This window comes from Agarivorans sp. Z349TD_8 (assembly GCF_050870825.2).
Classification (GTDB): domain Bacteria; phylum Pseudomonadota; class Gammaproteobacteria; order Enterobacterales; family Celerinatantimonadaceae; genus Agarivorans.
The window spans coordinates 559,382-573,844 of sequence record NZ_CP194037.2; the positions used below are offsets into that span (position 1 = coordinate 559,382).

Annotated in this window: 11 protein-coding genes; 9 read left to right on the forward strand and 2 right to left on the reverse strand. The window is 45.2% G+C overall.

Annotation, left to right across the window (positions count from 1 at the left end; genetic code table 11):
* Nucleotides 1-54: 54 nt before the first annotated feature.
* The gene (gene tuf, locus ACRRS1_RS02475; RefSeq protein WP_432454751.1) at nt 55-1,239 is read left to right on the forward strand and encodes an elongation factor Tu; all 1,185 of its coding nucleotides are present in this window, start codon (nt 55-57) and stop codon (nt 1,237-1,239) included.
* A gap of 204 nt (nt 1,240-1,443) precedes the next feature.
* Here tuf and ACRRS1_RS02480 read toward each other — a convergent pair whose 3' ends face one another.
* Nucleotides 1,444-3,978, reverse strand: a complete 2,535-nt coding sequence (locus tag ACRRS1_RS02480; protein ID WP_432468483.1) for a hypothetical protein — start codon at nt 3,976-3,978, stop codon at nt 1,444-1,446.
* A gap of 217 nt (nt 3,979-4,195) precedes the next feature.
* On the opposite strand from ACRRS1_RS02480, the gene oxyR reads away from it, so the two are divergent.
* Nucleotides 4,196-5,086, forward strand: coding sequence for a DNA-binding transcriptional regulator OxyR (gene oxyR, locus ACRRS1_RS02485; protein WP_432468481.1), 891 nt, complete (start codon nt 4,196-4,198; stop codon nt 5,084-5,086).
* Here the strand turns inward: oxyR and ACRRS1_RS02490 are convergent.
* Nucleotides 5,083-7,671, reverse strand: coding sequence for a penicillin-binding protein 1A (locus ACRRS1_RS02490; RefSeq protein WP_432454733.1), 2,589 nt, complete (start codon nt 7,669-7,671; stop codon nt 5,083-5,085). The genes oxyR and ACRRS1_RS02490 overlap by 4 nt on opposite strands.
* A 158-nt stretch (nt 7,672-7,829) precedes the next feature.
* Here ACRRS1_RS02490 and pilM point away from each other — a divergent pair, with 158 nt between their 5' ends.
* The 7 genes from pilM to aroB all read left to right on the forward strand — a co-directional run bounded on the left by pilM (nt 7,830) and on the right by aroB (nt 14,457).
* Nucleotides 7,830-8,906 (forward strand): type IV pilus assembly protein PilM, encoded by a 1,077-nt coding sequence (pilM, locus tag ACRRS1_RS02495; protein ID WP_432454732.1) that lies wholly within the window; start codon nt 7,830-7,832, stop codon nt 8,904-8,906.
* Complete coding sequence (locus ACRRS1_RS02500) at nt 8,899-9,474, forward strand: PilN domain-containing protein (RefSeq protein ID WP_432454731.1); 576 nt, start codon at nt 8,899-8,901, stop codon at nt 9,472-9,474. The genes pilM and ACRRS1_RS02500 overlap by 8 nt, the downstream gene beginning before the upstream one ends.
* Entirely contained in the window at nt 9,474-10,070 is a 597-nt protein-coding gene (locus ACRRS1_RS02505) for a type 4a pilus biogenesis protein PilO (RefSeq protein WP_432454730.1), read from the forward strand. The genes ACRRS1_RS02500 and ACRRS1_RS02505 overlap by 1 nt, the downstream gene beginning before the upstream one ends.
* Nucleotides 10,070-10,594: a pilus assembly protein PilP gene (locus tag ACRRS1_RS02510; protein WP_432454729.1), complete on the forward strand. Its 525-nt coding sequence runs from the start codon at nt 10,070-10,072 to the stop codon at nt 10,592-10,594. Before ACRRS1_RS02505 ends, ACRRS1_RS02510 begins: the two co-directional genes overlap by 1 nt.
* A 10-nt stretch (nt 10,595-10,604) precedes the next feature.
* Entirely contained in the window at nt 10,605-12,686 is a 2,082-nt protein-coding gene (gene pilQ / locus ACRRS1_RS02515) for a type IV pilus secretin PilQ (protein ID WP_432460780.1), read from the forward strand.
* A 171-nt stretch (nt 12,687-12,857) separates the two neighbouring features.
* Nucleotides 12,858-13,373 carry a shikimate kinase AroK gene (gene aroK / locus ACRRS1_RS02520; protein ID WP_432454727.1) on the forward strand — a complete coding sequence of 172 codons (516 nt, stop codon included), beginning with the start codon at nt 12,858-12,860 and terminating at the stop codon, nt 13,371-13,373.
* 7 nt (nt 13,374-13,380) lie between these two features.
* Nucleotides 13,381-14,457: a 3-dehydroquinate synthase gene (aroB, locus tag ACRRS1_RS02525; RefSeq protein WP_432454726.1), complete on the forward strand. Its 1,077-nt coding sequence runs from the start codon at nt 13,381-13,383 to the stop codon at nt 14,455-14,457.
* Nucleotides 14,458-14,463: the final 6 nt, after the last annotated feature.

Here is a 14,463-nt window from a genome sequence, read left to right on the forward strand (position 1 = left end):
TGATTGATTTGTCTCTGGTTGAGGCAGGTCGGAATGGAAAAGAAGGTACATATCGTGTCTAAAGAAAAATTTGAACGTAATAAACCGCATGTAAACGTTGGTACTATTGGCCACGTTGACCACGGTAAAACAACTTTAACAGCGGCTATTACTAACGTATTGGCAAAAGTATACGGCGGTGAAGCAAAAGATTTCGCAGCAATCGATAACGCTCCAGAAGAGCGCGAGCGTGGTATTACAATCTCAACTTCACACGTTGAGTACGATACACCGACTCGTCACTATGCACACGTTGACTGTCCTGGACACGCCGACTATGTGAAAAACATGATTACTGGTGCTGCACAAATGGACGGCGCTATCTTAGTAGTTGCTTCTACCGATGGCCCAATGCCACAAACGCGTGAGCACATTCTGCTTTCTCGTCAGGTAGGTGTACCTTACATCATCGTGTTCATGAACAAATGTGACATGGTAGATGATGAAGAGCTTCTAGAATTAGTAGAAATGGAAGTACGTGAACTTCTATCAGAATACGAATTCCCTGGTGATGACTTACCAGTGATTCAAGGTTCAGCTTTGAAAGCCCTAGAAGGCGAAGAAGCATGGGAAGCAAAAATCATTGAGCTTGCAGAAGCTTTAGATTCTTACATTCCAGAGCCAGAGCGTGACATCGACAAGCCATTCCTACTACCAATTGAAGATGTATTCTCAATTTCAGGTCGTGGTACCGTGGTAACCGGTCGTGTTGAGCGTGGTATCATCAAAGTTTCAGAAGAAATTGAAATTGTTGGTATCAAAGAAACCACTAAAACAACTTGTACTGGTGTTGAAATGTTCCGCAAATTGCTTGACGAAGGTCGTGCAGGTGAGAACTGTGGTATTTTGTTACGTGGTACCAAGCGTGATGACGTCCAACGTGGTCAAGTATTGGCGAAACCAGGTTCAATTACTCCACACACCAAGTTCGAAGCTGAAGTATACGTACTAAGCAAAGATGAAGGTGGTCGTCACACACCATTCTTCAAAGGTTACCGTCCACAGTTTTACTTCCGTACAACTGACGTAACTGGTGCTGTAGAGCTTCCAGAAGGCGTAGAAATGGTTATGCCTGGCGACAACTTGAAATTTGTTGTTGAGCTAATCTGCCCAATCGCGATGGACGAAGGTTTACGCTTCGCAATCCGTGAAGGTGGCCGTACAGTAGGTGCGGGTGTTGTAGCTAAAATCTTCGAATAAGAAGTTAGCACAAGCAAGAAAGGTCGCTTAGGCGGCCTTTTTTATTGCCTCAAGAAAAGTAAATAGCATCATTCTGCTTAGCAGGTCTTAGCAGGTCTTAGCAGGTCTTAGCAGGTCTTAGCAGGTCTTAGCAGGTCTTAGCAGGCTTAGTGTGGTAGTCCATAAAAAGCCAGTCATTGACTGGCTTTTTATTACGAGAGGTGGTTAGCCGGCATCAATAATGGCGATGGAACGAGAGCTCTCTACTCCCCCAGGGCTAGTTACAGTGACCGTCATCGTGCCTTCAGTGCGGTTGTTCGGACTACTTTCCTGTATCACGCTAAGGCCAATTAAATCACATAGCCGCACACCGTCAGGCACTGTGAAGGAGGTTTGTCCGGATAGTTCACCATTATTAGAGCCGATAGATACGGTGGTACCAGCCGGCATTTGGTTACCATTAAGATCTTGAACTGTAATCACTAAACCCTGAGATGAAACTGCGGTTAAATCAACACTGCTGACTGGACTGGTGTTAGTGGTATCAGAAATCAGAATGTTAGCGCCAGAGGTGGCCATAATGAGTACCACAGAATCGCGCACTTCGACCAAGTCACGGGTACATAAACCGTTAGTGTCCGAATCTACAATACAAGATAAGCCATTAAACAGTTCTACGATGGAACTAGCTGGTACCGTAGAGTCCTTGATACCAGTCGCGCTGTCGTACTCATTGTTTTCGTTGTAATCTCGGAATCGCTCCTCAACATTGACACTATCATGGTTAATGATGCCAGCTACATCGTAGCTACCATTTTCATTACTATCCACAAAGGCTTCACCAAGAGCGGTGAATGTTTCGCCAGTATCATATATGCGATTACCATTGACGTCAGAGTAGTACTCTTGGCCGACGGTTACCGCTAATACTGAGGCTCGCCCCACGCCATAGCGGTTGTTGCCTAGAGTGTTTACTAGGTCTCCAGGAATGTAACCAGGTGCATTACAGCTGCCTGCCGGAAGATCGTAGAGGTGACCTTTCGGGCGGGGGTTTTGGCTTGCCCAGCTAACCGAGCAGCTACTGTTGGTATCTTCGCCACTAGTTTTACAATTGCCTGAAATTTGGCCGCCATCGCTTTCAAATACGATGGTCGTATCATTAGGGATGGGATTGTTGTTTTCATCACTGACCCTCAGAGTTAGGGTGCTATTTACGCCATCGATCCCCCAAGCCTCTAAGGCTAAAGTGCTCGCCGATAACGACATACTTTGCTGTGAAGGCACGCCAGTATGAATCGCAAGCGCGTTGGAAGTGCTGGAGATGATACTGCCAGTGTCGGGGTCACTAAAGCTTGCATTGACCACGACCGTTCCTGACATGTTTCCGCTCGTGACACGGGTCAGTACTTCACCAGATGCATTGGATTGAGCTATTAGCGGGCTGATTTTTACGCCGTGTAGCTTTGAATCGAGTGCAAAAGTGACCTCTTGACCAGATTTGGGCTTGCCTGTTGGATCGGTGACAACATAAACCAGCTCGGCGATGGTTTCACCCACCGATTCTTTCAAATAAATGGTTTGTGGCGTTGCTGACTGGAAGGTAATTCCGCTGGCTTTGGTTGTGGCAATATCGATAACATAGTTTTCAGGGTCAATCACGCTGATACTCGGCGTCACAGTAATCGTATCACTGCCGCTACAACCATCAGCCTGATAAATGGCAGTTGCAACGCCGTTTACAGTGGTCACTGAATCTGAAATCTTGGCAAGATCTTGGGCGCTGCAACTAGAAGCAAAGCCTATCGCCACAGGGGTGGTGTATAGGTCACCTTGACTATCGGTAATTGTGGCACTAATACTAGCCGTTGCGTCAGAGCCCAAAGTTGCGCCATCAGTGAGGCTGGAACTTAGGGTCATCATTAGGTTGGCTTGACCTACTTGATAGTTGGCGCTAGTAGTGACGCCTAGTTCGCTATTGCTTGCGACTAAGCTATCTGCACCAGTTGTTTCCAATTGAGCGAACAAAGTAGCAATCCCCAAGCCACTCTGGTCCGTCAAGATCGTTTCTGCGCTCAGGTCTGCGTTGGTCGTTGATAATGAAATCAGTTCGTTACTTGCGGGAGCTCCGCCAGTATAGCTTAAGCGAGCGACTGCTGTAATGGGCGATTCGATAGAAAGGCTATTGGTTACGTTACATCCGGTGGGGATTTGATCTCGTGCTACACCATTGCAGTCGTACAGAGCAAGTTGAAGCTCATTTAAGCCGCCGGAACCACCAGAGTTGATTTGCACTTGGTAGTTCTCTGTGGCCGTAACAGTGGCGGTTTCTCCATTGCTCTGATAGCTATAAGTAGCGATAACTGAGTCAGCATTGGTGGCATCGGTACGTGCGCTCATTGTTGTATGACCGATGCCATTATCACCAATCAGAATGGTGGTTGCTTTAAGTTCAGCACTATTGGTACTCAGACTGACCAGTTCATTCGCGATAGCGCTCGCATTTGAGAGTGTGACTACAACGTAGGTATCAGTATCACTGGGAACGGTATTAGTTTTCACACACCCCTGCGGAATTAATGCAGTATTAATCCCATCCGCACAGGTATAAAGGGCAATACCGATTGAAGCGGTGGTGCTTGAGCTGGTTCCACCATCGCCACCACTGCTGCCCCCACCGCTGAGGTCGACACTGCCGTCTCCCCCACACGCGAATAGTATTGAACTAACGAAAATTAATAAGCTGTGTTTGAACCACACCATGGTTATTCCTCCGTGAACCGATACGACCTGTATTCGGAAATCCTGATAGTTTACTTATATATCATATCTAAGCGTTTCTTGGCATTACCGTGTTTGTGAATGCGAGCTTTATAGCAAAGTTTCTTAGATCGCGACTTAGCCTACACGAGTTACTCGCTTACAGTATGGTTGATTGAGACGAAGCAGCGTATTATTAGCTGTAATTAAAGGAGAATGCATGAACCTTCGTGATTTAGAGTATTTAGTGGCTTTACAAGAGCTGAAGCATTTTCGCAAAGCTGCGGAAAAATGTTTTGTCAGTCAGCCGACTTTGAGTGGTCAGGTTGCCAAGTTAGAAGAAGAGTTGGGCTTGTTGTTGATCGAGCGTACTTCTCGCAAGGTGATTTTTACGCATGCTGGCGATGAGTTGGCTGCTAAGGCCCGACAGATCCTGCTCGAGGTAAAGGGCCTTAAAGATATGGCGAAGAGCTTTCAGGCACCAATGGCTGGCCCCTTACATATGGGCTTAATTCCTACTTTGGCGCCGTATTTATTGCCCCAAATAGTGCCACATATTCGTTCTGAATTTACCGATATGGCCCTATTTCTTTATGAGGAACAAACACATATCTTGTTGCAACGCTTAGAGGATGGTGATTTAGATTGCCTATTGTTGGCTTATCTTCCTGAAATGGAACGTTTTGGTTCGATCGATTTATTTGATGAAGCGTTAGTGCTCGCCATACCTTCTCAGCATAAGTGGCAGCATCAGGCTCACATTGAATTGACTGAATTAAGAGGCGAGCAATTGTTGATGCTGGAGGATGGCCATTGTTTGCGTGATCAGGCCATGGGTTACTGTTTTGCGGCTGGGGCGAAAGAAGATAACAGTTTTAAGGCGACCAGTCTTGAGACTCTAAGACATATGGTGGCTGCGGGCATGGGGATCACTTTATTGCCACAGTTGGCTATCCCTCTGGAAACTGAGCAAAATGGCATTTGTTATCGCCATTTTAGCGCTCCTGAGCCGAGCCGACGGATTAGCCTGTTATATCGTAATAACTCGGTACGTCGACCCTGCTTTAATCAATTAGCCGCCCTGATTAAGCGGCATACTCACTTTGATTAAAATAGTTCGTCTTCAGCATCAAAGACTGAACCACTGCTCGGTTTAACATACTCGCTAGGTTCAGTTCCTTTTTCAAAGTATTCGAATCGAGTCGTGTAATCGCTGGCGGTGGTTAACAAGCCGCTGGCGCGGTCTATCCGCACCGTACTTATATTTTTAGGGATTGACCAAGGTTGTTCAGGGATCCCTTCTAAGCCTACTTTCATGAAGTCTATCCAAGCGGGTTGCGCAGTTCTGGCTCCAAACTCTTTCCCTGTGACTTGATCTTTGCCTAAATTAGCATTGTATGAGGCTTCACCTAATTCGCGATTGAAATCGTCAAATCCTATCCAAGATGTGACCACTAAGCCGGGGCCGAAGCCCGAAAACCAAGCGTCTTTGGCATCATTGGTGGTACCTGTTTTACCGGCAATATCGTGTCGTTTTAGCTCTCTTGCTGCACGCCAACCTGTGCCATTCCAACCTGTTTTATGTGCCCAACTTCCTCCGCCCCAAATGACGCTATTCATCGCTTGTGAAACCAAAAAAGCATTTTGTGAACTAATAATTCGTGGCGCCAAGTCTTCTGTTTCAGCAAATGAAATCGCACATTGTTTTAGTGGATCGCCAGTTTGTTCAAGTAGCTCATCTAAGTCTGGCGCATGATTAATAATCTCATGGCAATCATCACAGGCGACTTTCGGTAACTGCTGGAAGATCACATGGCCTTCGCCATCTTCTATTCGGTCAATAAAATAAGGACTGACTAAATAGCCGCCATTGGCAAAAGAGCCGTAAGCACTCGCCACTTGCATCGGAGTTAATGACGCTGAGCCTAGAGAAAGTGATTCGTTGCGGGGGAGCTCATTCGCAGGAAAGCCAAATTTGGCTAAGTGCGAAATCATCGTATTGATGCCTAAGTCGCGCATTAAACGCACCGAAATAACATTTTTAGATTTTGCCAATCCCACTCTCAAACGGATCGGACCATCGTAAACTGGCGGTGAATTTTTGGGACGCCATGCGACGCCCATCGCCTGATCCCAGCGATTAATTGGGGCATCATTTTCTAAGCTCGCTAAGGTCATACCATGTTCAAATGCGGCGGAGTAGAGGAAAGGTTTAATATTGGAACCCACTTGCCGGCTGGCTTGAGTCACGCGGTTAAATTTACTCTGATTAAAGCTAAAACCGCCAACCAGTGCTTCTATTGCACCATCCAGCGGAGAAATCGCAATCAGTGCCGCGCCAGCATCTGGAAGTTGTGATAGTTGATAATGAGTCAACTCTGATTTTTGGGCTTCGCTGTTGTTTGGCGCAGTTGAATCACTACTTGAGTCTGGACCCGTTTCAGCGCTTACTTGGTTGAGGGCGACAACCCAAATAATATCTCCAGCAGTGAGCACTTCAGTGGCTGTTTTAGGCGCCGGCCCTTGCCGGGTATCACTAATAAAACGGCGAGCCCACTGCATATTATCCCAGTCGATCACCCCCACTTCCCCTTGTTTGGTCACGATGGTCGCTTGCTGTTCGGTGACCGATATCACCGCTGCAGCGACAAGTTCTCCATAGTTAGGAAAGTTGGCTAATTGTTCACTGATTTGCTGAGGCTCCAAGGCGGGCTGTCCGGGTTTCCATAGCTGGTCTATTGCTCCGCGATACCCATGTCGTTGGTCATAATTTAATAGGTTTTTGCGCAATGCTGAGGTGGCCGCATTTTGCCGTTTAGCTGTAATGGTGGTGTATACATCCATGCCGGATATGTAGGCGTCTTCACCAAATTGTTCAAGGATCTGCTGGCGGACCATTTCTGCAAGATAGGGAGCCGGTAACGTAATTTCTGCACCATGGTAGGATGCAGTAATTGGGGCTTGATTGGCTTCATCGAAGCGAGCCTGGTCAATATAACCGGTCTCTAGCATTCTTCCTAAGACTACTCTTCGGCGATCACGAGCGCGTTCTGGTGAACGAATTGGATTGAGTGCAGAAGGGGCTTTCGGCAGCCCTGCAATGATCGCGATTTGGGCGAGAGTTAATTGGTCTACCGTTTTGCCGTAATAGACTTGCGCAGCGGCTCCAACGCCGAAGGAACGGTAGCCTAAGGAAATCTTATTAAGATATAGCGACAAAATTTCATCTTTTGATAGCTGTTGCTCAATCTTAAGGGCTAAGAAAATTTCTTTTATTTTTCGAATATAGGTTTTTTCACGACTTAAAAAGAAATTTCGGGCAACTTGCTGGGTGATGGTACTTGCTCCTTGGCTTTTCTCGCCAGTTGCAAGTAGATTAACCGCTGCTCGGGTGATACCGATCGGGTCAATGCCTGGGTGAGAATAAAAACGCGCGTCTTCGGTGGCAAGGAAGGCATGAATCATCTCATCAGGGATATCTTCAATGGCTAAGGGGATCCTTCTTTTTTCTCCAAATTGCGAGATTAACTCGCCGTCGGCACTGAATACTCGCATCGGCGTTTGCAGCTGGATGTCGCGCAGAGTGCTTACGTCTGGTAACTGCGGCGCGACATAAAAATACAGTGCGGTGACTGCGACTAAGCCGAGGCTAGAACCTAAGAAAATTAAAAATAACAGTCTTTTAAGCCATTTCATTACTAAAGTTGTACTCTGTATCGAAAGAACCGTCGATTATATCGTCAAATTGTGACCTGTTTCGACAACTTTCTTAAGATCTATTAGCGTATAGATCAATTACTAGTTATTCTTTATCTACAGGTAACTGTTTAATTTAAAAAGATAGTTGGCGGGTCATGATACTAGGGATAGGTAAAAAGACATCGGCTGCGTTGTTAGGGATAGATTTCGGCTCTGCTACCATCAAAGGTCTGCTACTCTCAAAATCTGCTCAGGGGTTTAAAGTAGAGGCGGTTGCGGAGGTCGTTACACCAACTGGCGCACTGGTCGATAATCAAGTCGTTTCTCCAGAAGAGATTACGGCGTCTTTACGCGAATTAAAAAGAAAATTTCCTTCCCGTAATCGTCAAGTGGCGACTGCTGTCGCAGGTAGTCACGTGATTACCAAAATCATATACATGGACAATAGTTTGTCCGATTTGGAGCTAGAGACTCAAGTTGAGCTTGAGGCCGAAAACTCAATCCCCTTTCCTATTGATGAGATCAGCCTTGATTTTGAAGTCCTCGGTAGTAACGAAAGTGATGCGAATCGTAACAATGTATTATTAAGTGCGGCACGTACCGAAGCGGTTAGCATTCGTGCCGAAGTATTGGCAAATGCTGATTTCGAAGCCAAAATTGTTGATGTTGAGTCGCATGCCTTAGGCCGAGCTTGGCATTATTTATTGCATCATCAAGAAGATGAATTTGACGATAGCAAAATCATTGGCTTGGTCGATATAGGTGAATCCACGCTCAATTTTGCTATCCTCAATAAAGGTGAAGTGGTTTACAACCGCGCCCAAAACTTTGGCGGTGCCCAATATACACAGCAAATCGCTAGTTTTTACAGCTTAAGCCTGGAAGAGGCGAAAGAGATGAAAATTAGTGGCCGTCTACCCGAGAACTATGAAATTGATGTTTTCGCTCAGTTTGTTAGCGGGGTCATTCAAAACGTTCGTCGGCAAGTGTCGCTATTTTTGAGTTCTAGCGGATATAAGTCTTTGGATGCGCTTGGCGTGAGCGGCGGTAGTGCTTTGTCTGACGAATTAGTCTTACAGATGCAGAATGATTTAGAACTGCCAGTTATCAAGGCTGAGCCTTTCAATCATTGCCAGTTTGATCGTTCTGTTGATCCCGACGGATTACGCCGCGATGGAGGGAAGTATATGGTGGCTTTGGGTCTTGCTTTGAGGGGTTTTGATAATGTCTAACATTAACTTGCTTCCATGGCGGGAAGAGCTCAAGGCAAAACAAAGGCGTGATTTTTGGCTGAGTTTGGGGGTCGCCGCTGGCCTTACCTTATTCGCTTCATTTGGGGTGCAAAACTATTATACGAGTCTGCAAAATAAGCAACTTGCGCGTAATCAGTATTTAGAAACTGAAATAGCGGTCCTCGACCAGCAAATTGGTGAAATACGTAAAATAAAAGAGCAGAAAAAAAGCTTAAATGAACGAATCAGCTTGATTCAGAAGTTGCAAGAAAGTCGTAATGTTCCAACCAAAATATTCAACATCCTACCATTGATTTCGCCAGCCGGAGTTTATCTGGATAGCTTAACTTTTCAAAATTCCTTGATTAGCCTCGATGGGAAGAGCGAAGCCAACTATCGAGTCGCGAGTTTAATGCGCAATATTGAGCAAAAAACTTGGTTAGGTAGCCCCAAGATTAGTTCCATCGTCGCTTTATCGAACAAACAAGCGGATATGGAGCTGAGTAAGTTTCAACTTGAATTCGTCGTTAAGTTGGGTCTGCCAAGTGAAAAAGTCGGAGCTAAGTAATGGATTTACAACAGCTTAATGAATTAGATTTAGAAAGCATCGGCACTTGGCCTCGGCCTGCAAAAATAATATTCATTGGTCTCATTTGTGGCTTGATTGCGGCAGGATTTTATTACGTTCAAGTATCAGATGAACAAACCAAGTTGGCTCAATTTGAAGCACAAGAACAAGAGTTACGTAGCAAATTCGAAATTAAAGCTGCTTTAGCAAGTAACTTGCCTGCTTATCAGGCGCAAATACAGCAGATGCGAGATGCCTTTTCCTCTTTGCTCAAACAGCTGCCCGAAAAACATGAGATCCCAGGTTTGCTAGACGAGTTGAGTTTTATCGGTATCGATAATGGCTTAGAGTTTCACCGTATTAACTGGGAGCCAGAAGTTGAACGTGAGTTTTCAACTGAGTTACCGATAAAATTAGAAGTGAGTGGAACTTACCATCAGTTAGGTGGTTTTGTGAGTGCCGTTGCCGCTTTACCGCGAATTGTGATTCTCGATGATATTTCGCTGAAAAAACAAAAAGACGGCGCAGTTTTAACGATGGCGATGTTAGCGAAGACCTACCGTTATAAAGAGAAAATAGAGCCTAAGGATAAGTAATGAGAGCAATCATATTAGGGCTAAGCTTGCTTACATTATTTGCTTGTGGGGGCTCCAAAGATGATTTACAGCAATATGTCATGCAAGTGAAAGCGCGTAAGGTTTCGGTGAAACAAGATGTGCCAGAAATTAAGCCTTTTGAGCATCTTGCTTACCAGGCCGATAACCTAAGAAACCCTTTTACGAGCCCTGTTCCTGAAGCGGAAGCGATTGCTCTAGCCTCTGAAAAGGAATGCTCTTTAGCACCGAATTTTGACCGTGAGAAACAACCACTCGAACAGTATTCTTTGGCGAGTCTAACGATGCGCGGGATCATGGGGGATGGTGCAAACCTATGGGCCTTAATTGATGTTCCTAGTGGTGAATTGTATCGAGTGAGAGAAGGTAATTTTCTAGGCTTGCATAACGGTATTATCATAAAAGTTAGTCAGCTCGGTTTAGATATTAAAGAAGTCGTTTCTGATGGTGAAGGCTGTTGGAATGAGCGAAATACTCAGCTTTTGCTTTCGAAAGTGGAACAATAGGATAAATGGCATGAAGGGAAGAATGCTGCAAGGTATCTGCAACAGTAGCTTAATATTCGCGGGGCTTTTCTGTTATGCAGCTCAAGCTTGGGCTAACGCCCAGTTAATTCAGCTGAATACCAACCCGATGATTAAAGGCGCGGTAGAAATTGAGTTACTATTTGATGCGCCTATCGAGCAGGTAAATGATCACCTCGAATACTCTCCTAATCAGTTAGTGATTGACGTTGCAAATGCCAGCTCCGCACTGAAGGTTAATCCTTTGATTATTGGCCGAGGCGGGGTGAAACAAGTACAAAGCTTACAGACAGAGTCTGGTTTACAACTCGTTTTGGCCTTGGAAAGCTTAGTCCCATATCAAGTACAACAAGACTCTAAACGGCTGCTGATTAAGTTAGGTGCGCTGCCTACTACTGCCACCGCAAGCAATTCTAAGTCTACAACGGTTAACAATGCTTTTGAAACCGCCAGTCGTGTTGAGCATGCTACGATCAATCATATTGAAGGCATCGATTTTCGGCGGGGCAAAGGTGGAACCGGCCAGCTGATGATTGATCTGAATAATCGCTCTATCGCTGCCGATATTAAACGACGCGATAATAGTTTGATTGTCGATTTTTATAATACCGATATTGCCGACGAAAATGTTTATGTGATGGATGTGAATGACTTCGCAACCCCAGTCGATAATGTTGAAGTCTTTAAAGATGAGGCGAAGGTGCGTTTAGTCGTGACGATTAACGGGGCTTTTGATTATCGTTATGATCAATCAGGAGAACTGTTTCTGGTTGAAGTTAAACCTTTGCAAGCGGAAGAAGTCGCGAAAGCTGCGTATCAGGGCAAGCCCATTTCTCTGAATTTTCAAGATATTCCAGTACGTACCGTGCTGCAATTAATTGCTGATTTTAATCAATTAAATCTAGTCACAACGGATTCCGTGGTTGGTAATATCACCTTGCGTATGGATGATGTTCCCTGGGAGCAAGCTCTCGATATAATTTTGAAAGTAAAAGGTTTGGATAAACGCCTTGATAATAATGTGTTGTTAATTGCGCCTGCGGCAGAGTTGGCTGAGCAGGAACGACAACAATTAGAAAGCGCTAAGCAAGTTGCCGATTTAGCCCCTCTGTATTCAGAATATATCCAAGTGAATTACGCGAAGGCCTCTGACTTATCGGCCTTGCTTAAAAATGAGCAGGCGTCGATGTTATCCGAGCATGGTTCGGTGAGTGTGGACGAGCGAACCAATACCTTGTTGGTAAAAGATACCGAAGACTCGCTAAGCGATATTAAGGCGATGATTAAGAAATTGGATGTCGCGGTTCAACAAGTTGTGATTGAAGCGCGCATGGTTACGGTACTTGATAGTGTCAGTGAAGAGCTCGGTGTACGCTGGGGGGTGACTAATTCGGGGTCAGTCGGTGGTAGCACTGGGATTACAAGCGGAAGCTTAGAAGGTGTTGATAGCGTCGTCTCTGGCGACATTCCAGCCTTGGACGATCGCCTAAATGTTAACCTTCCGGTCACTGATGCCGCAGGCTCGATTGCTTTTCAAGTGGCTAAGCTCGCGAATGGACAAATTCTCGATCTAGAATTGTCTGCCTTGGAGCAAGAGAATAAAGGCGAAGTGATCGCCAGCCCAAGAATTACTACCGCCAATCAAAAGGCGGCCTACATTGAGCAAGGTCGAGAGATTCCTTACGTAGAAAGCTCGTCTAGCGGGGCAACGGCGGTGACCTTTAAAAAGGCGGTGCTAAGTCTTAAGGTGACTCCGCAGATTACCCCAGATGGGAATGTTATTTTGGACTTAGTCATTACCCAAGATTCCGAAGGTGAAGCCGTTGCTACCTCTACCGGGACAGCGATTGCCATCAATAAACAGGAGATTGGAACTCAGGTCTTGGTGAAAAACGGCGAAACGATAGTCTTGGGGGGGATCTTTCAGCAGCAAACAACTGACTATGTGAAAAAAGTTCCGATATTGGGCGATATTCCGGGTTTAGGTGTATTGTTTAGAACCACGACTCAAAGCGTAGAAAAAAATGAATTATTGATTTTTGTTACCCCAAGGATCCTGGTTGATAGTCTCTAGGAAAATCAGAGTATCGGGTTTAATCTGAGTCAATCGTGGTTGAAGGTGATTTTGCGGTTGCCAAAGTCCCCTTCATGCTGAGATAATCGCGCCCTGATCTTTTTACTAAGGTTGGTACATTAGGTGCCCGCATTGCGGGGAGAAAATAGACAAAGATAAATTTGAAGAAGCATGGCTGAGAAACGAAATATCTTCCTTATAGGACCGATGGGTGCTGGGAAAAGCACCATTGGTCGTCATTTAGCACAGCAATTACATTTGCAGTTTTACGATACAGATCAAGAGATTGAACGCCGTACTGGCGCGGATATCGCTTGGGTATTTGACGTAGAAGGCGAAGCTGGTTTTAGAGTCCGAGAAGAAGGGGTTATTGATGATCTGACCCAACTTCAAGGCATCGTATTGGCCACCGGAGGTGGTTCAGTCATTAGTAAAGAAAACCGTAATCATCTTTCTGCTCGCGGCATAGTGGTTTATCTAGAAACTACCATTGATAAGCAGTTTGCTAGAACACAACGCGATAAACGTCGTCCTTTATTACAAAGTGATGAGCCAAGAGAGGTCTTGGAAAATCTAGCTGAAGAACGTAATCCGATGTATGCAGACGTAGCTGACTATACGGTTAAAACAGATGATCAAAGTGCCAAAGCAGTGGCTAACCAAATTATTGAACTTTTAGGATTCTAAGCTAATCATGGAATGTTTAACAGTTGCTCTCGGTGAGCGTAGTTATCCCATCACTATCGGGCAAGGACTAATTAGTCAGCCCGATTTTTTTACTTCTGCTATTGCTAGTAAAAAAGTAATGGTTGTTACAAATACTACGGTCGCGGAACTCTATTTAGAGCCTCTGTTGAAGGGTTTGAGTGCTTTTCAAGTGGATGTAGTTAGTTTGCCCGATGGCGAGCAGTACAAAAACTTGCAGACACTTGATCTTATTTTTTCTGGATTATTGGAAAAACAACATAGCCGTGATACCACCATTGTTGCCTTAGGCGGCGGCGTGATTGGGGACATGGCTGGATTTGCTGCCGCTTGTTATCAACGGGCGGTTCCTTTCGTACAGGTACCAACCACTTTATTATCGCAAGTTGACTCATCGGTTGGTGGTAAAACCGCAGTGAATCACCCTCTCGGTAAAAATATGATCGGTGCTTTCTACCAACCAAAGGCGGTACTGATCGATATTGATTGTTTAGCGACCTTGGATAAACGTGAGTTATCAGCGGGCATGGCCGAAGTAATCAAGTATGGCATTATTTATGATGCTGACTTTTTCACTTGGTTGGAGAATAATCTTGATCCGTTGATGCAATTAGATGCAGTATTAATGACTCAAGCAATTGCTCGTTGTTGCGAAATTAAAGCCGAAGTTGTGGCTAAAGATGAAACCGAGCAGGGGATTAGAGCTTTGTTAAATCTAGGTCATACCTATGGTCATGCGATCGAAGCAGAGCAAGGTTATGGCGTTTGGCTACATGGCGAAGCAGTTGGGGCGGGAATGGTGATGGCTGCCGAAACCGCTGAGTTAGTTGGAATGCTCTCTCAACAGCAAGTACAACAGATCCGAACTTTGATTAAACGTGCCCAGTTACCGATTGCTCCACCGGCAGATATGGGGGTTGCGCAATTCCTACCTCACATGTTGCGCGATAAAAAAGTACTAAATGGGAAACTTCGTTTAGTATTACCGAATGCTATCGGTTCAGCAGAAGTTGTTGATACGATTACTGAAAATAATATAGAAACAGTTATTCATCGATTTCAATAAGGCTAT